The organism is Mesorhizobium sp. Root695 (genome assembly GCF_001428185.1).
Lineage (GTDB): Bacteria > Pseudomonadota > Alphaproteobacteria > Rhizobiales > Rhizobiaceae > Mesorhizobium.
In genome coordinates, this window is the sequence record NZ_LMHO01000030.1 from 1 (window position 1) to 22,322 (window position 22,322).

Consider the following 22,322-nt stretch of genomic DNA (forward strand, 5'->3'; position numbering starts at 1 on the left):
GTCGAGCTGATCGTGCCGATCGCCATGGAAGAGAAGCTGCGCTTCGCTATCCGTGAAGGCGGCCGCACCGTCGGTGCCGGCATCGTCGTCACCATCAAGGAATAACCGACGCCGGCCTGTGCCGGTCAGGTTCGAAACGGAAAGGGCGGTCCTTGGGGCCGCCCTTTCTTCTGCCCCAGAGATCGGTGCCCGCGTTGTCGCGCAGACCCTGTTGCAAGCCTTTGGACCTCGTCTAGTATAGGTTGCATCAAGGGGCTTTTTCCAAATGGTTCCAGGGCGCCTTTTCCATCGTCAGGCCTTGTGGTCGCTGCGGCTGATCTGCCTGCTGGCGTTGCTTGTCCCGGGACGTGCCTTTGCGACGGATACGGCCCCGGATCTCGGTCCGACGATGCAGTTTGGCATTGTCCGCAGCAATGCACCGGGGTGCGAGCCGATCTGCCCGGAGTGGATCTCGGCAGAAGGCTCGATAGAAGCCGGAACGCCGGCTCTCTTCAAACGCATGCTGAAGACGCTTGGCGGGCGAAAGCTGCCGATCGTCGTCAATTCTCCCGGCGGCAATGTCGAGGCGGCGCTGGCGCTTGGCCGGCTGATCCGCAAGAACAAGCTCGATATTGCCATCGGCAAGACGGTGTTCTCCGGTTGCCAGCCCGACGCGAAGGGCTGCCAGGACCGTGACAAGAATGGCGCCCGCCACTTGGGCGATGTCATTGACTATGGCGCCATGTGCAATTCCGCCTGTCCGTTGATGTTTGCCGGCGGCGTCCGGCGTGTCGCAGGCGAATGGGCCTATCTCGGCGTCCATCAGATCACCACGACCTACATCCGCACGAAATTGCAATACCGGACCACCTACCGCATCGTGGGAGGCAAGAAGAAGGTCCTCAACACAAAGATCGTCAGCCGTAAGAACGCCGGCAGTTACAAGACCTACGAGATGAGCAAGTCGGTGGAGAAAAAGCTGGCGGCCTATCTCAACCAGATGGGCATCGAACAAAGCGTGCTCGAAACGATGAAGGGCACCCCGGCCAGCGACATCCACCAGATCGCCCTCGACGACATGCTGGCGATGAAGTTGGTCACCAGTGCGGACGCTGTAGATCTGTTGACCGCCGCAAGCCTATGCGAGCCGGGCCGCTTGGCCGCGAATTGCCGGGACATACCAGGGAACAAGCCAGCCGATGGCCTGACGGCCGCAGCCAGGCCCACCCCGCTGCCGGTGGAGCCCGAGGGCGTGCAGCGCGATGAAGACATGCGCTTTGTCGTGGTTCGCGGCAGCAACCCACTCTGCAATCCCGACTGCCCGGAATGGATTTCGGGGCAAGGCGCTATCACACCTCGGACCACGCAGAAGCTGCGCCAATTGCTCGCCACGCTCGGCAATCGGCAACTGCCGGTCGTGATCAGCTCAACGGGAGGCGACCTGTCCAGCGCTCTGGCGGCAGGGCGGCTTATCCATGAGAAGAAGCTCGACGTCGCTGTTGGCCGCACCGATTTCGTCGGTTGTGACCCGGGAGAGTGGAGTTGCCTGGCCAAAGAGGGCGCCTATGCTGGGCTGAGCACCGATGCGGGCGTGGAGTGCGATTCGGCCTGCGCGCTCATGCTTGCCGGTGGCGTCAGGCGGCTTGTCGGTCCCCGGGCGCGGCTTAGCCTGTACCCGATGGGGCAAAAGCAGATGCTCAAGGCCTATCTCGAGGAGATGGCGATCGATCCCGCTCTATTCGCAGCGATCGAGCGGCGCTCGGTCGAGCGCCAGCTGGAACCCGACATGATGCTGAAGGTCGGGCTGACGACGAGCCTGCAATCGGTCGATGCGCTGACCGGTGCCACCATCTGCGAGACCGTCCCGAAACCCGAGAATTGCCGGATCCGGCCTTCCGCCAATGCCGAGGCTGACTCGCCCGCCAAATTGTAGAGCGTAGCGACGTCGGAAAACTGGCCATCGAGGCAGGTTGAGACACCTCCGATTTTTCCGCTATCCTCGCTGCTGGCGGCGCCGGGGCCAGCGGAGGATCGAGAATGAGCCAGGATATTCCGACACTCCACGAATGGGCCGGCGGCAGCGAGGCCTTGAACCGGCTGACCCAGACTTTCTATGACAAGGTGGCGCAGGACCCGATCGTCGGGCCGGTATTCAAGACCATGTCGCCGGATCATCCCGCTCATGTCGCGGCCTTCATCGGCGAGGTTTTCGGCGGACCGAAAACCTACAGCGAGCAATATGGCGGCCACCGCGAGATGGTCATGCATCATCTGGGCAAGCATCTGACTGAGGAGCAGCGCCGCCGCTGGATCAACCTCCTGGCCGATGCCGCCGACACGGTCGGCCTGCCTGACGATCCGGAATTCCGTTCGGCCTTCATGGGCTATGTCGAATGGGGATCGCGGCTGGCCAAGATGAACTCCAATCTCGGCGAGACCTGCGATCCCGAGACGGAGCCGATGCCGGCCTGGGGCTGGGGCGTGCCGGGCGGCCCGTATCGAGCGCCGGACGCCAAATAGCTCCGGCCGTCCCATCGGGAGGTGCGCGAAGAGGGCACACGATATCTCCACGAATCGCGCGCCAGCGACTTCAGGCGGGAACTTGAGATCGACCGGGAGGGGCTGGTCGTCAGCTATCCCGGTTTCTGGCGCGGGAGTTAAGGCGCGTTTGCTTGCAAACCGCTCTTTACAGAGCGTGCGGAAGCTTTTAGGAAGCGCCTGCTGCGCCGACATGCGCACGTACGGGCATAGCTCAGTTGGTAGAGCGGCGGTCTCCAAAACCGCAGGTCGTAGGTTCGAGCCCTGCTGCCCGTGCCATTTCTTGGAATGGCACTCGACGTAATATTTCGCCATTTCTCGAAATGGCCATCAAAACGATATTTCTATGGTCGCCCCTTTGAAAATCGGCGACCCGCTTGCCATATTAGCGCTCTTGGGGCATAAGGGCGTCATAGCCGGGACGGAACGACTGGATGGTTCCGAGGCGGCGTTTGGTCATAAAGCGGACACTTGCCACTTGCGTGGATCAAGAATCGGTTTTATGTAGACGAAACAGACACGCGACGCGTGGAGCTGGGAAGCCGGCTTTACGCGTCTGATTTGCATGGGCGAAATGATTGCGCTGATTCGGCGCAAGATTGGGCTCAGGCGGCACGTCCCGGCCAGCGGGATCATCCAGGAGACCCGGCCAACGGGTCTTGAAGACAGAGCGGCATATGGCTTCGAAAACCACAAATCCTTTCGTCTTTCTCCAGCAGGTTCGCGCGGAGACCGCCAAGGTGACTTGGCCGTCGCGGCGCGAAACGATGATCTCGACGGTCATGGTCCTGGCTTTCGCTGTGATCGCGATGATCTTTTTCTTCACCGCTGATCAGCTCATGGGCCTCGCGGTCGAACAGATTCTGGGCATCGGACGCTAAGTCCGGCGATTACGGAGAAGTCTTGAAATGACCGCGCGCTGGTACATCGTCCACGCCTATTCGAACTTTGAAAAGAAGGTCGCCGAGGATATCGAGAACAAGGCCAAGCAGAAGGGCCTGTCCGCCGATATCCACCAGATCGTGGTGCCGACCGAGAAGGTCGTCGAAGTTCGTCGCGGCCGCAAGGTCGATGCCGAACGCAAGTTCTTCCCGGGTTATGTGCTCCTGAAGGCCAACCTGACCGATGCGGTGTTCTCGCTGGTCAAGAACACGCCGAAGGTCACCGGCTTCCTGGGCGACTCCAAGCCGGTGCCGATCACCGAGGCGGAGGCGCAGCGCATCCTGAACCAGGTGCAGGAAGGCGTCGAGCGGCCCAAGCCCTCGGTCACGTTCGAGATCGGTGAAGCGATCCGCGTTTCGGATGGTCCCTTCGCGTCGTTCAACGGTTTCGTCCAGGAAGTGGACGAGGAGCGGGCGCGGCTCAAGGTGGAAGTCTCGATCTTCGGGCGTGCCGTGCCTGTCGATCTGGAATTCGGACAGGTCGAAAAGGGCTGATCCGAAATCCTGCCGCCAAGCGTGGCAGGGAAGGGCGGCGCTGAGATCGCGCGGCCTCGAGAACGGTGGGAGACGAATGCGGCTTTAGCCGGCCGCATGGATCGCACCACCAGACTGCAACCGCCGGCAAATCCGGCATAGACAAAGGCAGGAAAAGAGATGGCTAAGAAAATTGCAGGCCAGCTCAAGCTCCAGGTGAAAGCGGGATCGGCCACGCCGTCTCCCCCGATCGGCCCGGCGCTTGGTCAGCGTGGCATCAACATCATGGAATTCTGCAAGGCGTTCAACGCGCAGACCCAGGAAATGGAAAAGGGATCGCCGGTTCCGGTCGTCATCACCTACTATCAGGACAAGTCCTTCACCTTCGTCATGAAGACGGCGCCGGTGAGCTACTTCCTGAAAAAGGCGGCTAACCTGACGTCTGGTTCCAAGGAGCCTGGCAAGGTCAAGGCCGGTACGGTTTCGCGTGAAAAGGTCCGCGAGATCGCCACCGCGAAGATGAAGGATCTGAACGCAAACGACGTCGAAGCGGCCATGCGCATGGTCGAGGGCTCCGCCCGCTCGATGGGTCTGGAAGTGGTGGGCTAAGATCATGGCAAAGATTGCAAAGCGTGTATCGAAGACCCGCGAAGGCATTGATCCCAACAAGGCTTATGCCCTGGGTGACGCGCTGAAGCTGCTCAAGGACCGTTCCTCGGTCAAGTTCGACGAGACCATCGAAGTCGCCATGAACCTCGGCGTCGACCCGCGCCATGCCGACCAGATGGTCCGCGGCGTGGTTAATCTGCCGAACGGCACCGGCCGCTCGGTGCGAGTCGCTGTGTTCGCGCGCGGCGACAAGGCTGACGAAGCGCGCGCCGCCGGCGCCGACATCGTTGGAGCCGAGGATCTGGTCGACATCGTCCAGAAGGGCACGATCGATTTCGATCGCTGCATCGCCACGCCGGATATGATGCCGCTGGTCGGCCGTCTGGGCAAGGTGCTCGGCCCGCGTGGCATGATGCCGAACCCGAAGGTCGGCACCGTCACCACCGACGTTGCCGCCGCCGTCAAGGCATCGAAGGGCGGCGCCGTCGAGTTCCGCGTCGAGAAGGCCGGCATCATTCATGCTGGCGTCGGCAAGGTCTCGTTCGAGGTCAAGGCTCTGGAAGAAAACATCCGCGCCTTCGCCGATGCGGTGACCAAGGCAAAGCCGGCTGGCGCCAAGGGCAACTACGTCAAGAAGGTGTCGGTCACCTCGACGATGGGCCCGGGCCTCAAGCTCGACGTCGCGACGCTCACAGCGTCCTGATACGAACATTTGGATCGGCCGCTAAAGGGCTGATCCGCAAGTGAATTCCGGGCCTCCGACTTGTCGGCGGCCCGGTACCGGAAGCCGAGAGGTTTCCGGACATCCTGTCCGAGATTGCAGGCGGCCCAGAAGCCTTAATTCGATTTGGGCCTGCATGAGACGGGTGAAGACCGGACAACGGAGCGATTGCTCCAATGAAAGGTTCGAACCGTGTTTGCCTTTTGTCTGCGCATCGCCGGCTTGACTGTCGATGTGGCGAAAGGGGGCAGGATCCTCGAGCGTCGTTCGGGAGATCCGTTACTGGATGGCCCGGCCGACAAAGGCAACCCGACGCCTGTCCCCGTTAATGGGTCAGGGGTCAACTGGAGATAGGCAGTGGACAGAGCGGAAAAACGCGAACTCGTCACGGGCCTGAACGGTGCGTTCTCGAACGCAGGTTCAGTGGTCGTGGCCCACTACGCCGGTATCACCGTCGCGCAAATGAACGACCTTCGGTCGAAAATGCGCGCCGCCGGTGGCACCGTCAAAGTCGCGAAGAACCGTCTCGCCAAAATCGCTCTTCAGGGCACGGACTCCGCATCGATCATCGAGCTGTTCAAGGGACAGACGCTGATTGCTTATTCGGAGGATCCGATTGCGGCGCCGAAGGTCGCGTCCGATTTCGCCAAGGGAAATGACAAGCTCGTCATTCTCGGTGGCGCAATGGGCACCACCTCGCTCAACGCCGACGGTGTGAAGGCACTCGCCACACTTCCGTCGCTCGATGAGCTGCGCGCCAGGCTGGTTGGCATGATCGCCACGCCGGCAACCCGGATCGCCCAGATCGTCAATGCGCCAGCGGCCTCGGTCGCGCGCGTCATCGGCGCTTACGCCCGGAAGGACGAGGCGGCATGAGGCCGTTCCTCGCTATCACAAACACACGTTCGAACCTTATGAAGGAACACAACAATGGCTGATCTCGCAAAGATCGTAGACGACCTTTCGAAGCTGACCGTCCTCGAGGCGGCCGAGCTGTCGAAGCTTCTGGAAGAAAAGTGGGGCGTTTCCGCCGCTGCTCCGGTAGCGGTTGCCGCTGCTGGCGGCGCTGCGGCCGCTGCTGCTCCGGCCGAGGAAAAGACGGAATTCGACGTCGTCCTCACCGAGGCAGGCGCTCAGAAGATCAACGTCATCAAGGAAGTCCGCGCCATCACCGGTCTTGGTCTCAAGGAAGCCAAGGATCTGGTCGAAGCGGCTCCGAAGCCGGTCAAGGAAGGCGTTTCCAAGGCCGACGCTGACAAGTTCAAGGCCCAGCTGGAAGCAGCCGGCGCCAAGGTCGAACTGAAGTAAGCGTAAAAGCGGCGGACGGCCTCGCGCCGTCCGCCACTCCCTTCGCTGGAGGGGAGAACGCGTAGCGCGAGACGTACGAGAACCTCTTTCCTGAGGGCCGAAAACCGGCCTTCAGGAAACGGGTTTTCTCCCGTTCTAGCCGGCCGCCGACAGGCGCCGGGAAAACAGACAGAGGGTTGCCGCCAAGGTGGCCCAGAATGCAAGGCGAGCCGCGGCGAGGCTCGTCCCGAGTTTAGAGCTAAGGAGCGACGATGGCCCAGACCCAGACTTTCAATGGCCGCAGACGCGTACGCAAGTTCTTCGGAAAGATCCCGGAAGTTGCGGAGATGCCGAACCTGATCGAGGTTCAGAAGGCATCCTATGACCAGTTCCTGATGGTGGCGGAGCCCAAGGGTGGGCGTCCGGACGAGGGACTGCAGGCCGTTTTCAAGTCGGTCTTCCCGATCTCCGATTTTTCCGGCTCCTCGATGTTGGAGTTCGTGAAGTACGAGTTCGAAGGACCGAAATTCGACGTTGACGAATGCCGTCAGCGCGACCTCACCTATGCCGCGCCGCTCAAGGTGACGCTGCGCCTCATCGTGTTCGATATCGACGAGGATACCGGCGCCAAGTCCATCAAGGACATCAAGGAGCAGGACGTCTACATGGGCGACATGCCGCTCATGACCCTGAACGGCACCTTCATCGTCAACGGCACCGAGCGCGTCATCGTTTCGCAGATGCACCGTTCGCCGGGCGTCTTCTTCGACCATGACAAGGGCAAGTCGCACTCGTCGGGCAAGCTTCTGTTTGCCGCGCGCGTCATTCCCTATCGCGGTTCGTGGCTCGACATCGAGTTCGATTCCAAGGACGTCGTGCACGCCCGCATCGATCGTCGCCGCAAGATTCCAGTGACGTCGCTGCTGATGGCGCTCGGCATGGACGGCGAAGAGATCCTGTCGACCTTCTACAACAAGATCACCTACAAGCGCGCCGGCGACCATTGGCGCATTCCGTTCAACGTCGAGCGTTTCCGCGGCCTCAAGGCTGTCGGCGACCTGGTCGATGCCGATACCGGCGAAGTCGTTGTCGAAGCCGGCAAGAAGATCACCGCGCGGCAGGCGCGGGCGCTCGGCGAAAAGGGTCTGAAGGCGATCAAGGCGACCGACGAGGATCTGCTCGGCAACTACCTTGCCGAGGACATCGTCAACTACGGCACCGGCGAGATCTTCCTCGAGGCCGGCGACGAGATCGACGAGAAGACGCTGAAGGTTCTGCTCGGCACCGGCGAAGACGAGATCAAGGTTCTCGACATCGACCACGTCAATGTCGGCGCCTATATCCGCAACACGCTCAACGTCGACAAGAACGAGAGCCGCCAGGACGCGCTGTTCGACATCTATCGTGTCATGCGCCCCGGCGAGCCGCCGACGCTCGAAACCGCCGAAGCCATGTTCAACTCGCTGTTCTTCGACTCAGAGCGCTACGATCTGTCGGCCGTTGGCCGCGTCAAGATGAACATGCGTCTCGAGCTCAAGGCCGAGGACACCGTGCGCGTGCTGCGCAAGGACGACATCCTGGCCGTGGTCAGGACGCTGGTCGAACTGCGCGACGGCAAGGGCGAAATCGACGACATCGACAATCTCGGCAACCGCCGGGTGCGTTCGGTCGGCGAGTTGATGGAAAACCAGTATCGCGTCGGCCTGCTGCGCATGGAGCGCGCGATCAAGGAGCGTATGTCCTCGATCGAGATCGACACGGTCATGCCGCAGGACCTGATCAACGCCAAGCCGGCGGCTGCCGCCGTGCGCGAGTTCTTCGGTTCCTCGCAGCTGTCGCAGTTCATGGACCAGACCAACCCGCTGTCGGAGATCACCCACAAGCGCCGCCTCTCGGCGCTTGGACCGGGCGGTCTGACCCGCGAGCGCGCCGGCTTCGAGGTGCGCGACGTGCACCCGACGCATTACGGCCGCATCTGCCCGATCGAGACGCCGGAAGGCCCGAATATCGGTCTGATCAACTCGCTGGCCACCTTCGCACGCGTCAACAAGTACGGCTTCATCGAGAGCCCGTACCGCAAGATCGTCGACGGCAAGCTGACCAATGACGTCGTCTATCTCTCGGCGATGGAAGAGGCCAAGCACCATGTCGCGCAGGCCAACGCCGAGCTCGACAAGAACGGTGGCTTCGTCGACGAATTCGTCATTTGCCGCAGCGCCGGCGAAGTGATGATGGCGCCGCGCGAAAACGTCGATCTGATGGACGTGTCGCCCAAGCAGATGGTGTCGGTGGCCGCGGCCCTGATCCCGTTCCTGGAAAACGACGACGCCAACCGCGCTCTGATGGGCTCGAACATGCAGCGTCAGGCCGTGCCGCTGGTGCGCGCCGAGGCGCCGTTCGTCGGCACCGGCATGGAGCCGATCGTCGCTCGTGACTCGGGCGCCGCCATTGGCGCCCGCCGCGGCGGCATCGTCGACCAGGTGGACGCGACGCGTATCGTTATCCGCGCCACCGAAGATCTCGATCCGGGCAAGTCCGGCGTCGACATCTACCGGCTGATGAAGTTCCAGCGTTCGAATCAGAACACCTGCATCAACCAGCGTCCGCTGGTTCGTATGGGCGACCGGGTCAACAAGGGCGACATCATCGCCGACGGTCCGTCGACCGAGCTCGGTGATCTGGCGCTCGGCCGCAACGTGCTGGTCGCGTTCATGCCGTGGAACGGCTACAACTACGAGGACTCGATCCTCCTGTCCGAACGCATCGTCGCCGACGACGTCTTCACCTCGATCCATATCGAGGAGTTCGAGGTCATGGCGCGCGATACCAAGCTCGGGCCGGAGGAAATCACGCGCGATATCCCGAACGTCTCGGAAGAAGCGCTGAAGAACCTCGACGAAGCCGGCATCGTCTACATCGGTGCCGAAGTTCAGCCGGGTGACATCCTGGTCGGCAAGATCACGCCGAAGGGTGAAAGCCCGATGACGCCGGAAGAGAAGCTTCTGCGCGCCATCTTCGGCGAAAAGGCATCCGATGTGCGCGACACCTCGATGCGCATGCCTCCTGGCACCTTCGGCACCGTCGTCGAGGTGCGCGTCTTCAATCGCCACGGTGTGGAGAAGGACGAGCGCGCCATGGCGATCGAGCGCGAGGAGATCGAACGCCTCGCCAAGGACCGCGACGACGAGCAAGCCATTCTGGACCGCAACGTCTACGCGCGTCTTTCCGACGTGCTCGTCGGCAAGGAAGCGATCGCTGGACCGAAGGGCTTCAAGAAGGGCTCGACGCTCTCCAAGGATACGCTCGACGAGTATCCGCGTTCGCAGTGGTGGCAGTTTGCCGTGGAGAACGAAAAGCTCCAGAGCGAACTCGAAGCCCTGCGTGGCCAGTACGACGACTCCAAGAAGGCGCTCGAACAGCGTTTCATGGACAAGGTCGAGAAGGTCCAGCGCGGCGACGAAATGCCTCCGGGCGTCATGAAGATGGTCAAGGTCTTCGTGGCCGTGAAGCGCAAGATGCAGCCCGGCGACAAGATGGCCGGCCGTCACGGCAATAAGGGTGTCGTGTCGCGGATCGTTCCTGTCGAGGACATGCCTTTCCTCGAGGACGGCACGCATGCCGATATCGTGCTCAACCCGCTGGGTGTGCCGAGCCGCATGAATGTCGGCCAGATCCTGGAAACGCATCTGGGCTGGGCATGCGCGGGCATGGGCAAGAAGATCGGCGAGCTGATCGACGCGTACAAGGTGGCGGGCGACATCAAGCCGCTGCGCAAGACGCTCGAAAGCTTCATCCCGGCCAACGACCGCAACGAGCCGGTTCGCGAGTATGACGACGAGAGCATTGTTCGCCTCAGCGAGCAGATGCGCCGCGGCGTCTCGATCGCGACCCCGGTGTTCGACGGCGCGCATGAGGCTGACATCAACATCATGCTGGAGCAGGCGGGCCTGCACACCAGCGGTCAGTCGCAGCTCTATGACGGACGCACGGGCGAGCCGTTCGATCGCAAGGTGACTATGGGCTATATCTACATGCTCAAGCTTCACCATCTCGTGGACGACAAGATTCACGCGCGTTCGATCGGTCCGTACTCGCTGGTCACCCAGCAGCCGCTGGGCGGCAAGGCGCAGTTCGGTGGCCAGCGCTTCGGCGAGATGGAGGTCTGGGCGCTCGAAGCATACGGCGCCGCCTACACGCTGCAGGAAATGCTGACGGTGAAGTCGGACGACGTCGCCGGTCGCACCAAGGTCTACGAGGCGATCGTCCGTGGCGACGACACCTTCGAGGCCGGCATCCCGGAGAGCTTCAACGTTCTCGTCAAGGAAATGCGGTCTCTCGGCCTCAATGTCGAGCTGGAGAACACCAAGCTCGACGACAACCCGATCCGGCTGCCCGACGCGGCCGAGTAAAGCAACGGCGCGCCGCGCAAAGCCGCGGCGCGCCTACAAATTCTTCGGCCGGTGGCCGACACAAGACGGCGGGCGTTTGGCCCGCGCTAGATGCAAGGGGTTTTCGAGGACCCCGAAAAGGAGAACGGCATGAACCAAGAGGTCATGAATCTCTTCAATCCGCAGGCGCCTGCGCAGGTGTTCGATTCCATCCGGATATCGCTTGCCAGCCCTGAGAAGATTCTGTCCTGGTCTTTCGGCGAGATCAAGAAGCCGGAGACCATCAACTACCGCACCTTCAAGCCGGAGCGTGACGGCCTATTCTGCGCGCGCATTTTTGGCCCGATCAAGGACTATGAGTGCCTGTGCGGCAAGTACAAGCGCATGAAGTACAAGGGCGTCATCTGCGAGAAGTGCGGCGTCGAAGTCACGCTGTCGCGCGTCCGCCGCGAGCGCATGGGCCATATCGAACTGGCGGCACCCGTCGCCCATATCTGGTTCCTGAAGTCGCTGCCGTCGCGCATTGGCACGCTGCTCGACATGACCCTGAAGGACATCGAGCGCGTCCTCTACTTCGAGAACTACATCGTCACCGAACCTGGCCTCACCGCGCTGAAGGAGCACCAGCTGCTCAGCGAGGAAGAGTACATGATCGCCGTCGACGAGTATGGCGAGGACAGCTTCACTGCCATGATCGGCGCCGAGGCCATTCATGACCTACTGGCCGGCATGGACCTGGAGAAGATCGCCGGCGACCTGCGTTCGGAACTGGCTTCGACCACCTCCGAGCTGAAGCAGAAGAAGTATCTGAAGCGTCTCAAGGTCGTCGAGAACTTCATGGAATCCGGCAACCGTCCGGAATGGATGATCATGAAGGTGGTCCCGGTGATCCCGCCGGACCTGCGCCCGCTCGTCCCGCTGGACGGCGGCCGCTTCGCCACGTCGGATCTGAACGACCTCTATCGCCGCGTCATCAACCGCAACAACCGTCTGAAGCGGCTGATCGAGCTGCGCGCCCCCGGCATCATCGTGCGCAATGAAAAGCGCATGCTGCAGGAAGCCGTCGATGCGCTGTTCGACAACGGCCGTCGCGGTCGCGTCATCACCGGCGCCAACAAGCGCCCGCTGAAGTCGCTGTCCGACATGCTCAAGGGCAAGCAGGGCCGGTTCCGTCAGAACCTGCTCGGCAAGCGCGTCGACTATTCCGGCCGCTCGGTGATCGTGACCGGTCCGGAGCTCAAGCTGCACCAGTGCGGCTTGCCCAAGAAGATGGCGCTCGAACTGTTCAAGCCCTTCATCTACGCCCGTCTCGACGCCAAGGGTTACTCCTCGACCGTCAAGCAGGCGAAGAAGCTGGTCGAGAAGGAGCGTCCGGAAGTCTGGGATATCCTCGACGAGGTCATCCGCGAGCATCCGGTGCTGCTGAACCGCGCGCCGACGCTGCACCGTCTCGGCATCCAGGCGTTCGAGCCGATCCTGATCGAAGGCAAGGCGATCCAGCTGCATCCGCTGGTCTGCACGGCCTTCAACGCCGACTTCGACGGTGACCAGATGGCCGTTCACGTGCCGCTGTCGCTGGAAGCGCAGCTTGAAGCCCGCGTGCTGATGATGTCGACCAACAACATCCTGCACCCGGCTTCCGGCGCGCCGATCATCGTGCCGTCGCAGGACATGGTTCTGGGTCTCTACTATCTCTCGATCGTCAACCAGAACGAGCCGGGCGAAGGCATGGTGTTTGCCGACATGGGCGAACTCCAGCACGCGCTCGAGACCAAGGCGGTGACGCTGCACTCCAAGATCAAGGGTCGTTTCCGTACGGTCGACGCCGAAGGCAAGGTCGTGTCGAAGATCCATGACACCACCCCTGGCCGCATGATCATCGGCGAGCTTCTGCCGAAGAACGTCAACGTGCCTTACGAGACCGCCAACCAGGAGATGACCAAGAAGAACATCTCCAAGATGATCGACACCGTCTACCGCCACTGCGGTCAGAAGGAGACGGTCATTTTCTGCGATCGCATCATGGCGCTCGGCTTCAGCCATGCCTGCCGCGCCGGCATTTCGTTCGGCAAGGACGACATGCTGATCCCGGACGCCAAGATCAAGCTGGTCTCCGACACCGAGGCTTTGGCCAAGGAATACGAGCAGCAGTACAATGACGGTCTGATCACGCAGGGCGAGAAGTACAACAAGGTTGTCGACGCCTGGGCCAAGTGCTCGGAAAAGGTCGCCGACGAAATGATGGCCCGCATCAAGGCGGTCGAGTTCGAGGACAATGGCCGTCAAAAGCCGATGAACTCGATCTACATGATGTCGCACTCCGGTGCGCGTGGCTCGCCCACCCAGATGCGTCAGCTTGCCGGCATGCGTGGCCTTATGGCCAAGCCGTCGGGTGAAATCATCGAGACGCCGATCATCTCGAACTTCAAGGAAGGCCTGACCGTGCTCGAGTACTTCAACTCGACCCACGGCGCCCGCAAGGGTCTGGCCGACACCGCCTTGAAGACGGCGAACTCGGGTTACCTCACCCGTCGTCTGGTCGACGTGGCGCAGGACTGCATCGTCAACTCCGTCGACTGCGGCACCGACAAGGGCCTCACCATGCAGCCGATCGTCGATGCCGGTCAGGTCGTCGCTTCGGTCGGCCAGCGCGTGCTGGGCCGTACGTCGCTCGACGACATCACCCATCCGGTGTCGGGCGAGATTCTGGTCAAGGCCGGAACGCTGATGGACGAGCGTGACGTGGAACAGATCGAAAAGGCCGGCGTCCAGTCGGTCCGCATCCGCTCGGCACTGACTTGCGAAGTCAGGGTTGGCGTCTGCGCGGTCTGCTACGGTCGCGATCTTGCCCGCGGCACCCCGGTCAACCAGGGTGAAGCTGTCGGCGTCATTGCGGCGCAGTCGATCGGCGAGCCGGGCACGCAGCTCACCATGCGTACCTTCCACATGGGCGGTACCGCGCAGGTGGTGGATAGTTCGTTCCTTGAAGCCTCGTATGAGGGTAAGGTCGAGATCCGCAACCGCAACGTGGTGCGCAACTCCGACGGCCAGCAGATGGTCATGGGCCGCAACATGGCGGTGCTGATCCTCGACGAAGCCGGCAAGGAGCGCGCCTCGCACCGTCTCACCTATGGTTCGCGCATCTTCGTGGACGATGGCGACAAGGTGAAGCGCGGCCAGCGTATCGCCGAGTGGGATCCCTACACCCGTCCAGTCCTCACCGAGATCGAGGGCAGGGTGTCGTACGAGGATCTGGTCGACGGCATTTCCGTTCAGGAAACGGCCGACGAGTCGACCGGCATCACCAAGCGTGAGGTCATCGACTGGCGCTCGACGCCACGCGGCAACGACCTGAAGCCGGCGATTGCGATCCAGGACGCCAAGGGCAAGGTCGGCAAGCTGTCGAAGGGTGGCGACGCCCGCTTCCTGCTCTCGGTCGAGGCCATTCTTTCGGTCGAGCCGGGCTCGCAGGTTCGCCCCGGCGACGTGCTGGCGCGTATTCCGATGGAAAGCGCCAAGACCAAGGACATCACCGGCGGTCTGCCGCGTGTTGCCGAACTGTTCGAGGCACGTCGTCCGAAGGATCACGCCATCATCGCCGAGATCGACGGCACGATCCGCTTCGGCCGCGACTACAAGAACAAGCGTCGCATCATCATCGAGCCGCATGACTCGACGCTTGAGCCGGTCGAATACCTGATCCCGAAGGGCAAGCCGTTCCATCTCCAGGACGGCGACGTCATCGAGAAGGGCGACTACATCCTCGACGGCAATCCGGCACCGCACGACATCCTGGCGATCAAGGGCGTGGAGGCACTTGCTTCCTACCTCGTCAACGAGATCCAGGAAGTCTACCGTCTGCAGGGCGTGTCGATCAACGACAAGCACATCGAGGTGATCGTTCGCCAGATGCTGCAGAAGGTCGAGATCACGGTGCAGGGCGACTCGACCTACATTCCAGGCGATCATGTCGACGTGATCGAACTGGAAGAGGTCAACGAGCGTCTGGTCGAGGACGGCAAGAAGCCGGCCGAAGGCCTGCCGGTGCTGCTCGGCATCACCAAGGCATCGCTGCAGACGCCGTCCTTTATCTCGGCCGCCTCCTTCCAGGAGACGACCCGGGTGCTGACGGAAGCCGCCGTTGCCGGCAAGACCGACATGCTGCAGGGGCTGAAGGAAAACGTTATCGTCGGCCGGCTTATCCCGGCCGGCACCGGCGGCACGATGAGCCAGATCCGGCGCATCGCCACCTCGCGCGACGAGCTGATCATCGACGAGCGCCGCAAGGCCTCCGGTGTGGAAGTCGCCGAGCCGATGCTGGCCGACATGACAACCGCCGCGCAGTAAGCGCGGAAGGTAAGAGAAGAGGAAAGGGGCCCAAGTGGCGCCTTTCAGATTGATTACAAACCCCTCGGTTTTTGGCAGCGGTCAAAATCGAGGGGTTTTGATTCCGATTTGTTCATGGTCTGGATCTGTGACGTTCCGTGAATCTAACGGCGTTTTGACCTGGCCGGAGGTTTGTCAGCAGTCTGAAAGGGGCCCAAGTGGCCCCTTTTCGCGTTTAGGTCCCCAATTGGATCGGAGAAGAAAACGATGAGCAAAAGGACCTGGGTGGCTGTCGACGACTACATCGTCGGTTCCCTGTTTGAGGCGGACCCCATCCTTGATGCCGTTCTGGCGGCCAACCACGATCGCGGCCTGCCGGCGATCGACGTGTCGCCGGCGCAAGGCAAGCTGCTTTCACTTCTTGCGCGCATGCAGGGAGCAAAGAAGGTTCTCGAAATCGGCACGCTGGGCGGCTATTCGACCATCTGGATGGCGCGGGCACTGCCTGTCGACGGCAAGATCGTGACGCTTGAACTCGATCCGCACCATGCCGCTGTCGCGCGATCGAATTTCGAGCGGGCAGGCGTCTTGGAGCGGGTGGAACTGCGGGTCGGGCCGGCGCTCCAGTCGCTTGCAGCACTTGGTGCCGAGAATGCCGGGCCGTTCGATTTCATCTTCATCGACGCCGACAAGCCGAACAACCCGCATTACCTATCCTGGGCCTTGCGGTTATCCCGGCCCGGAACCGTCATCGTCTGCGACAATGTCATACGCGACGGTGCCGTGGTGAATGAAGATGGCTGCGACGCCAATGTCGAAGGGGCACGCGCCGCATTCTCGTTCATCGGTAGCGAGAAGCGTCTGGACGGCACCGCTATCCAGACCGTTGGCGCCAAGGGCTATGATGGCTTTGCAATCGCTATTGTGGATTGACGGAACTCAGTCGAAGAACGCTTCCACCACGTTGCGCTTGCCGAGCATGAAGGCGTCGGCGACGTGCTGCAGGGGGGCGAGGTCGACATCGGAGGTCCTGGCACGCACGATCTCGGCGAAGCGCCTGTAGAGCATCGGATATTCCGCCTCGGGCTCTTCGTGGATGACCTTGCCGTCGATGGCGAGCTTGGAGCCGCCGCCCGACAGCACCATTGCGCCCTTGTCGGTGTCGGCCAGGATGTCCCAGCTTTGCGGGCCTGTCTGCAGCCAGTCGAGGTCCATCGTCACCGGCAAGCCATTCGAGGTGCGGAAGATGACGCGCGCGGCAACCGGGGATGCGCGGTTTTCGGGAAAATCCAGCACAGCAGAGGTGATAAGCATCGGCGGCAGGATATGGGTGGCAATCGACAGCGCGTTGATGCCGGGATCGAAGACGCCGAAACCGCCGGGGGCCCAGATCCACTCCTGGTTCGGATGCCAGCGGCGCACGTCTTCCTTCCAGTTGATGGCGGCCGATCTGATCTTGGTCGAGTTCAGGAAGGCACGCGCCGCCTCGACAGCCGGCGCATAGCGCGAGTGCCAGCTGGCGAACAGCGAGACGCCGTTCTGCGCGGCCAATGCCTTGAGGTCCTCGACCTCGCTGACAGTGGCGCCTGGCGGCTTCTCCAGGAAGACATGCTTCTTCGCCATCAGCGCCGTCCGCGCCGCATCATAGCGGAACTGCGGCGGCATGCAGAGCGATACGGCCTCGAGCTCCGGCACGGCGTCGAGCATCGCCTCGATATCAGGGAAATTCGGGATGTTTTCCACCTTGCCATGCCGGCTGGCAGCCGCGACGAGGCGATAGTTCTGGTCTTTCGCCAGGGCCGGCAGGTGTTGGTCGCGGACGATCTTGCCGACGCCGACGATGCCTATCTTGATGGGCTGGGACACGGCCGCTCCGTCTGTTTGTTGAGTGATGAAGAGCGTTTCTTATCAGAACACTTGCCCCGGGCAAGCCGGAGTCGGACGATCAGCCCCAGCTTTCCTCGAACTGCAGCACCAGCCTTTCGCCGGCCAGAAAGGCCTCGATGGCTGCTTCGAAAGGTGAGGGGTCGAGGCCGTTCGCGGCCAGCCAGTCGTCGGAATAATAGGTGTTGGCATAGCGGTCGCCGGAATCGCAGATCAGCGTCACCAGCGAGCCGGCCTTGCCTTCTTCAACCATGCGCGCCGCCAGAAAGCACATGGCGACGAAGTTTGTGCCGGTCGACCCGCCGACACGGCGGCCGAGTTGGCGCGACAGCACCCGCATCGCCGCCAGCGACACCGCGTCCGGCACCCGCAGCATGTGGTCGATGACGCCGGGCACGAAGGATGGTTCGACGCGCGGCCGGCCGATACCCTCGATGCGCGACGGCTGCTCGCAGCGGCAGTCCCGGTCATGCGTGGCAAAGCTGTCGAAGAAGGCCGAGCGCTCGACGTCGGCGACCGACAGCCGCGTTGCGTGCCTTTTGTAGCGCAGATAGCGGCCGATCGTGGCGGTGGTGCCGCCGGTGCCGGCGCTCATGACGATCCAGGTTGGGATAGGATGCTGCTCCTCGCGCATCTGCCCGAAGATGGAATCGGCGATGTTGTTGTTGCCGCGCCAGTCGGTGGCGCGCTCGGCATGGGTGAACTGGTCCATGAAATGACCGCCAAGCCGCGCCGCGAGTTCGGCCGACTCGGCATAGATGCGCCGGCCGTCGTCGATGAAATGGCACTTGCCGCCATAGTGCTCGATCGCGGTGATCTTTTCGCGCGAGGTCGATCGCGGCATCACGGCATAGAACGGCACACCGATCATGCGGGCGAAATAGGCTTCCGACACCGCCGTCGAGCCCGACGACGCTTCGATCACCGGCGAGCCTTCACGGATGAGGCCGTTGCACAGCGCATAGAGAAACAGCGAGCGCGCCAGCCGATGCTTCAGGCTGCCGGTCGGATGAGTGGATTCGTCCTTGAGGTAGAAGTCGATGCCAGTCAGTGCCGGCAGATCGAGCTTCCAGAGGTGCGTGTCTGCCGAGCGGTGCTGGTCGGCTTCGATTGCGGCGACCGCCCGGTCGGCCCAGGCCCGGGATGCAGGTCCAACAGCTTTTGCTCCTGCCATGATCGGCGCCCTGGTTTCAGATTGGCACGTCGAAAGTAACGATCGACACTTCGCCTTCGAGTGCGCCCTGGAAGGCCGACAGATGAGGCTCTTCGTCAGGCACGCCGTCCATGTCGCCGATCTGGTCGAGCTCGGCCTCGGCGTAACCTTCCGCGGCAAGCGATTCGAGCGCCCGGCGCACCGCCGAATCGTCGTCGGGCGCGACCAGCATGACGTGGACGCCTTCCGGTTTGCCGCCCTTTCTCTTCCACACCCGGCCGGTGATGATAGTGACCGGGCGTTCTTCATTGTCGTTCACGGGCCGATTCCTCTTGGCAATGTGTGGGTGGGCGAGGGGATTTTGACTGCTCATGCAGCCTTTTCGCATGAAGAAGGGCTACGCAACAGCGCAAAGCCGGTCACTTTCTTCCTCGCCCTTGCAAAATGGCGAAAGAAAATTACATGCGGTTTTCGCATGGCTGCCAAGCCCCGGCTTCAATGCAATATTTGCCGCGCCGGGGTTGACGGTTCGTGGGCTTGCTAGTAGAAGCCGGCCAGTCAGAACCGATGTGAGGCTCTCCCTTCCGAAGCGACACGCTTTGGAGTTTGCCTCAAACAGGGTTCGTTTTACGAGCGAAAAGACATTTCCGGCGTGCACGAAGCGGCTTCCGCTTCCTCTGCCATTTGTTCGGGCAAGACCGCGAGGCGCGGTTTGTGGCCCGAATTTGCGTATGGAAATGACGCTTTGAGCGGCCCTGACCGGGCGAGACACGGAATTGAGAGACAAGAGGGTTTAATGCCTACCGTCAACCAGCTGATCCGCAAGCCGCGCATTGCGCCGGTGAAGCGCAACAAGGTCCCGGCCATGCAGCAGAACCCGCAGAAGCGGGGTGTCTGCACGCGCGTCTATACAACGACGCCGAAGAAGCCGAACTCGGCGCTGCGCAAGGTGGCCAAGATCCGCCTGACCAATGGTTTTGAAGTGATCGGGTACATCCCCGGCGAAGGCCACAACCTTCAGGAACACTCCGTGGTGATGATCCGCGGCGGCCGCGTCAAGGATCTTCCGGGCGTTCGCTACCACATCATCCGCGGCGTGCTCGACACGCAGGGTGTGAAGAACCGCAAGCAGCGCCGTTCGAAGTACGGCGCCAAGCGTCCGAAGTAAGATTTTCCGGCCTTGGCGCTCCTTGAGTGCGTCGGGCTATGAGATTGAGAGACAAAAGCCATGTCGCGTCGTCACAGTGCAGAAAAGCGTGAGATCAATCCGGACCCGAAGTTCGGCGATCTGATCGTCACCAAGTTCATGAATGCCGTCATGTATGACGGCAAGAAGTCGGTCGCCGAGACCATCGTCTACGGCGCGCTCGATCAGGTTCAGTCGAAGACCAAGCAAGAGCCGGTCACCGTCTTCCATCAGGCGCTCGACAATGTCGCGCCGCATGTGGAAGTGCGTTCGCGTCGTGTCGGCGGCGCCACCTACCAGGTTCCGGTCGACGTGCGCCCCGAGCGCCGCCAGGCATTGGCCATTCGCTGGCTGATCGCGGCTGCCCGCAATCGCAACGAGACCACGATGGTCGACCGCCTCTCCGGCGAGCTGATGGACGCGGCCAACAACCGCGGCACGGCCGTCAAGAAGCGTGAAGACACCCACAAGATGGCTGAAGCCAACCGCGCTTTCGCGCACTACCGCTGGTAAAGCGCGAACGAGACTGAGAGGCAGCTACGATGGCCCGCGAATACAAAATCGAAGACTACCGCAATTTCGGTATCATGGCGCATATTGACGCCGGCAAGACGACGACCACCGAGCGCGTCCTCTATTACACGGGCAAGTCGCACAAGATCGGCGAAGTCCACGACGGCGCTGCCACCATGGATTGGATGGAGCAGGAGCAGGAGCGCGGCATCACCATCACGTCCGCCGCGACCACGACCTTCTGGAAGGGTCGCAGCGGCAAGATGTACCGCTTCAACATCATCGACACCCCCGGCCACGTCGACTTCACCATTGAAGTCGAGCGTTCGCTGCGCGTTCTCGACGGCGCCATCGCGCTGCTCGATGCCAATGCCGGTGTCGAGCCGCAGACGGAAACCGTCTGGCGTCAGGCCGACAAGTACCGCGTTCCGCGCATGATCTTCTGCAACAAGATGGACAAGATCGGCGCCGACTTCTACCGCTCGGTCGAGATGATCGGTTCGCGCCTTGGTGCGCATGCCGTTGTCATGCAGCTGCCGATCGGCGCCGAGGCGGAGTTCAAGGGCGTTGTCGACCTCGTCGAGATGAACGCGCTGGTCTGGCGCGACGAGACGCTGGGCGCTGCCTGGGACATCGTCGAGATCCCGGACGACCTCAAGGCTCGTGCTGAAGAATACCGCGAGAAGATGATCGAGGCCGCCGTAGAAATGGACGAGACGGCGCTTGAGAATTACCTCGAAGGCAAGATGCCGTCGAATGACGAGATCCGCGCGCTGATCCGCAAGGGCACCATCGCGGTGAAGTTCTACCCGATGTTCTGCGGCTCGGCCTTCAAGAACAAGGGCGTGCAGCCGCTGCTCGACGCCGTCGTTGAATATCTGCCGTCGCCGGCCGATGTTCCGGCCATCAAGGGCGTCGATGCCAAGACCGACGCCGAGATCGAGCGTCATGCCGACGACAACGAGCCGCTGTCGATGCTCGCCTTCAAGATCATGAACGACCCGTTCGTCGGTTCGCTGACCTTTGCCCGCATCTATTCGGGCAAGCTCACCAAGGGCATCTCGGTCGACAACACCGTGAAGGGCAAGAAAGAGCGCATCGGCCGCATGCTGCAGATGCATGCGAACTCGCGCGCCGACGTCGAAGAGGCTTTTGCCGGCGACATCGTTGCTCTTGCCGGTCTCAAGGACACGACCACCGGCGACACGCTCAGTGATCCGCTGCATCCGGTCATCCTTGAGCGCATGGAATTCCCCGATCCGGTCATCCAGATCGCCATCGAGCCGAAGACCAAGAACGATCAGGAAAAGATGGGCCTCGCCCTTCACCGCCTGGCCGCAGAGGATCCGTCCTTCCGCGTCAAGACCGACGAGGAAAGCGGCCAGACCATCATTTCCGGCATGGGCGAACTCCACCTCGACATCATCGTCGACCGCATGCGTCGCGAGTTCAAGGTCGAGGCCAATGTCGGCGCACCGCAGGTGGCTTATCGCGAGACGATCACGCGCAAGCACGAGCAGGATTACACGCACAAGAAGCAGACCGGCGGTACCGGTCAGTTCGCTCGCGTCAAGATCGTCTTCGAGCCGAACCCGGACAGCAGCGAGTTCGAGTTCGATACCAAGATCGTCGGCGGCGCCGTGCCAAAGGAATACATCCCAGGTGTCGAAAAGGGCATCAACAGCGTCATGACCTCGGGTCCGTTCGCGGGCTTCCCGATGATCGGCGTCAAGGCGACGCTGATCGATGGCGCCTATCATGATGTTGATTCCAGCGTTCTGGCCTTCGAAATCGCCGGCCGCGCCTGCTTCCGTGAAGCAGCACCCAAGCTTGGCGTGCAGCTCCTTGAGCCGATCATGAAGGTCGAAGTTGTGACGCCGGAAGACTACGTCGGCAGCGTCATCGGCGATCTGAACGGTCGTCGTGGCCAGATCCAGGGTCAGGAAGCGCGTGGCGTTGCGGTGGTTATCAACGCGATGGTGCCGCTCGCCAACATGTTCAAGTATGTCGACAACCTGCGCTCGATGAGCCAGGGCCGTGCGGCCTACACGATGCAGTTCGATCACTATGAGCCGGTCCCTACGGCGGTGGCCCAGGAAGTCCAGAAGAAATACGCGTAAGGGTTCCTTAGCCACCGGGTCGCGTTCCTTGCGCGGTGCCGGATCTGAAGAGCGAATAACAATTTCCCCCAAGCGGGTAGAATAGACGGAGAACGATTATGGCCAAAGGTAAATTCGAGCGTAACAAGCCTCACGTGAACATCGGCACGATTGGCCACGTCGACCATGGCAAGACGTCGCTGACGGCGGCGATCACCAAGTAT

Annotated in this window: 20 protein-coding genes, 1 tRNA gene and 1 pseudogene; 19 read left to right on the plus strand and 3 right to left on the minus strand. The window is 61.9% G+C overall.

Going from position 1 to position 22,322, the window contains the following annotated elements; all coding sequences use genetic code 11:
- The 15 genes and pseudogenes from ASD99_RS32675 to ASD99_RS23235 form a co-directional block, all read left to right on the plus strand.
- Window positions 1–105, plus strand: a pseudogene (locus ASD99_RS32675) (elongation factor Tu); the annotation flags it as partial.
- Window positions 106–265: 160 nt separating this feature from the next.
- Window positions 266–1,912 (plus strand): hypothetical protein, encoded by a 1,647-nt coding sequence (locus ASD99_RS23180; protein WP_057145048.1) that lies wholly within the window; start codon window positions 266–268, stop codon window positions 1,910–1,912.
- 104 nt (window positions 1,913–2,016) lie between these two features.
- The gene (locus ASD99_RS23185) at window positions 2,017–2,499 is read left to right on the plus strand and encodes a group II truncated hemoglobin (protein ID WP_057145049.1); all 483 of its coding nucleotides are present in this window, start codon (window positions 2,017–2,019) and stop codon (window positions 2,497–2,499) included.
- Window positions 2,500–2,520: 21 nt separating this feature from the next.
- Window positions 2,521–2,640, plus strand: coding sequence for a putative glycolipid-binding domain-containing protein (locus tag ASD99_RS32680; protein ID WP_244482941.1), 120 nt, complete (start codon window positions 2,521–2,523; stop codon window positions 2,638–2,640).
- Window positions 2,641–2,720: 80 nt separating this feature from the next.
- A tRNA-Trp gene (locus tag ASD99_RS23190) sits at window positions 2,721–2,796 on the plus strand.
- Between the two features lie 398 nt (window positions 2,797–3,194).
- Window positions 3,195–3,398, plus strand: a complete 204-nt coding sequence (secE, locus tag ASD99_RS23195; protein WP_013531408.1) for a preprotein translocase subunit SecE — start codon at window positions 3,195–3,197, stop codon at window positions 3,396–3,398.
- Between the two features lie 27 nt (window positions 3,399–3,425).
- Window positions 3,426–3,953, plus strand: a complete 528-nt coding sequence (gene nusG, locus ASD99_RS23200; RefSeq protein WP_013531409.1) for a transcription termination/antitermination protein NusG — start codon at window positions 3,426–3,428, stop codon at window positions 3,951–3,953.
- Between the two features lie 159 nt (window positions 3,954–4,112).
- Window positions 4,113–4,541: a 50S ribosomal protein L11 gene (gene rplK / locus ASD99_RS23205; protein WP_056590915.1), complete on the plus strand. Its 429-nt coding sequence runs from the start codon at window positions 4,113–4,115 to the stop codon at window positions 4,539–4,541.
- Window positions 4,542–4,545: 4 nt separating this feature from the next.
- Entirely contained in the window at window positions 4,546–5,244 is a 699-nt protein-coding gene (rplA, locus tag ASD99_RS23210; protein ID WP_056590918.1) for a 50S ribosomal protein L1, read from the plus strand.
- A gap of 375 nt (window positions 5,245–5,619) precedes the next feature.
- Window positions 5,620–6,138, plus strand: coding sequence for a 50S ribosomal protein L10 (gene rplJ / locus ASD99_RS23215; protein ID WP_013531412.1), 519 nt, complete (start codon window positions 5,620–5,622; stop codon window positions 6,136–6,138).
- A gap of 54 nt (window positions 6,139–6,192) precedes the next feature.
- Window positions 6,193–6,570 carry a 50S ribosomal protein L7/L12 gene (gene rplL / locus ASD99_RS23220; RefSeq protein ID WP_056590921.1) on the plus strand — a complete coding sequence of 126 codons (378 nt, stop codon included), beginning with the start codon at window positions 6,193–6,195 and terminating at the stop codon, window positions 6,568–6,570.
- A gap of 251 nt (window positions 6,571–6,821) precedes the next feature.
- Window positions 6,822–10,958, plus strand: coding sequence for a DNA-directed RNA polymerase subunit beta (gene rpoB / locus ASD99_RS23225; RefSeq protein WP_056590924.1), 4,137 nt, complete (start codon window positions 6,822–6,824; stop codon window positions 10,956–10,958).
- Window positions 10,959–11,087: 129 nt separating this feature from the next.
- On the plus strand, window positions 11,088–15,284 hold the full coding sequence (gene rpoC, locus ASD99_RS23230) for a DNA-directed RNA polymerase subunit beta' (protein WP_024505639.1): 4,197 nt from the start codon (window positions 11,088–11,090) through the stop codon (window positions 15,282–15,284).
- Between the two features lie 52 nt (window positions 15,285–15,336).
- Window positions 15,337–15,534, plus strand: a complete 198-nt coding sequence (locus ASD99_RS35340; protein WP_082583406.1) for a hypothetical protein — start codon at window positions 15,337–15,339, stop codon at window positions 15,532–15,534.
- A complete protein-coding gene (locus ASD99_RS23235; protein ID WP_056590927.1) occupies window positions 15,531–16,196 on the plus strand; it encodes an O-methyltransferase in 666 nt (221 codons plus the stop codon). The genes ASD99_RS35340 and ASD99_RS23235 overlap by 4 nt, the downstream gene beginning before the upstream one ends.
- Window positions 16,197–16,202: 6 nt before the next feature.
- On the opposite strand, the gene ASD99_RS23240 is transcribed toward ASD99_RS23235, so the two are convergent.
- From ASD99_RS23240 to ASD99_RS23250, 3 genes are all read right to left on the minus strand, one after another.
- Entirely contained in the window at window positions 16,203–17,129 is a 927-nt protein-coding gene (locus tag ASD99_RS23240; protein ID WP_056590930.1) for a Gfo/Idh/MocA family protein, read from the minus strand.
- 79 nt (window positions 17,130–17,208) lie between these two features.
- A complete protein-coding gene (locus tag ASD99_RS23245; RefSeq protein ID WP_057145050.1) occupies window positions 17,209–18,321 on the minus strand; it encodes a PLP-dependent cysteine synthase family protein in 1,113 nt (370 codons plus the stop codon).
- Window positions 18,322–18,337: 16 nt separating this feature from the next.
- Window positions 18,338–18,619 (minus strand): transcriptional regulator, encoded by a 282-nt coding sequence (locus tag ASD99_RS23250; RefSeq protein ID WP_056590942.1) that lies wholly within the window; start codon window positions 18,617–18,619, stop codon window positions 18,338–18,340.
- 477 nt (window positions 18,620–19,096) lie between these two features.
- Between ASD99_RS23250 and rpsL the strand changes: the two genes are divergently transcribed.
- The 4 genes from rpsL to ASD99_RS32690 all read left to right on the plus strand — a co-directional run.
- Window positions 19,097–19,468: a 30S ribosomal protein S12 gene (rpsL, locus tag ASD99_RS23255; RefSeq protein WP_006333356.1), complete on the plus strand. Its 372-nt coding sequence runs from the start codon at window positions 19,097–19,099 to the stop codon at window positions 19,466–19,468.
- 60 nt (window positions 19,469–19,528) lie between these two features.
- The gene (rpsG, locus tag ASD99_RS23260; protein WP_008875664.1) at window positions 19,529–19,999 is read left to right on the plus strand and encodes a 30S ribosomal protein S7; all 471 of its coding nucleotides are present in this window, start codon (window positions 19,529–19,531) and stop codon (window positions 19,997–19,999) included.
- Between the two features lie 29 nt (window positions 20,000–20,028).
- Window positions 20,029–22,119, plus strand: a complete 2,091-nt coding sequence (gene fusA, locus ASD99_RS23265; protein WP_057145051.1) for an elongation factor G — start codon at window positions 20,029–20,031, stop codon at window positions 22,117–22,119.
- Between the two features lie 98 nt (window positions 22,120–22,217).
- The coding region (locus ASD99_RS32690) for a GTP-binding protein (RefSeq protein WP_156389057.1) at window positions 22,218–22,322 on the plus strand (105 nt) is incomplete at its 3' end.

Excerpts from the sequence above, each read along its gene's own strand:
- rpoC (WP_024505639.1), top strand. The coding sequence starts at position 11,088 with ATGAACCAAGAGGTCATGAATCTCTTCAATCCGCAGGCGCCTGCGCAG.
- ASD99_RS23245 (WP_057145050.1), bottom strand. The coding sequence starts at position 18,321 with ATGGCAGGAGCAAAAGCTGTTGGACCTGCATCCCGGGCCTGGGCCGAC.
- ASD99_RS23185 (WP_057145049.1), top strand. The coding sequence starts at position 2,017 with ATGAGCCAGGATATTCCGACACTCCACGAATGGGCCGGCGGCAGCGAG.
- secE (WP_013531408.1), top strand. The coding sequence starts at position 3,195 with ATGGCTTCGAAAACCACAAATCCTTTCGTCTTTCTCCAGCAGGTTCGC.
- rplK (WP_056590915.1), top strand. The coding sequence starts at position 4,113 with ATGGCTAAGAAAATTGCAGGCCAGCTCAAGCTCCAGGTGAAAGCGGGA.
- rpoB (WP_056590924.1), top strand. The coding sequence starts at position 6,822 with ATGGCCCAGACCCAGACTTTCAATGGCCGCAGACGCGTACGCAAGTTC.
- ASD99_RS23180 (WP_057145048.1), top strand. The coding sequence starts at position 266 with ATGGTTCCAGGGCGCCTTTTCCATCGTCAGGCCTTGTGGTCGCTGCGG.
- rpsL (WP_006333356.1), top strand. The coding sequence starts at position 19,097 with ATGCCTACCGTCAACCAGCTGATCCGCAAGCCGCGCATTGCGCCGGTG.
- ASD99_RS23235 (WP_056590927.1), top strand. The coding sequence starts at position 15,531 with ATGAGCAAAAGGACCTGGGTGGCTGTCGACGACTACATCGTCGGTTCC.
- rpsG (WP_008875664.1), top strand. The coding sequence starts at position 19,529 with ATGTCGCGTCGTCACAGTGCAGAAAAGCGTGAGATCAATCCGGACCCG.
- rplL (WP_056590921.1), top strand. The coding sequence starts at position 6,193 with ATGGCTGATCTCGCAAAGATCGTAGACGACCTTTCGAAGCTGACCGTC.
- fusA (WP_057145051.1), top strand. The coding sequence starts at position 20,029 with ATGGCCCGCGAATACAAAATCGAAGACTACCGCAATTTCGGTATCATG.
- nusG (WP_013531409.1), top strand. The coding sequence starts at position 3,426 with ATGACCGCGCGCTGGTACATCGTCCACGCCTATTCGAACTTTGAAAAG.
- rplA (WP_056590918.1), top strand. The coding sequence starts at position 4,546 with ATGGCAAAGATTGCAAAGCGTGTATCGAAGACCCGCGAAGGCATTGAT.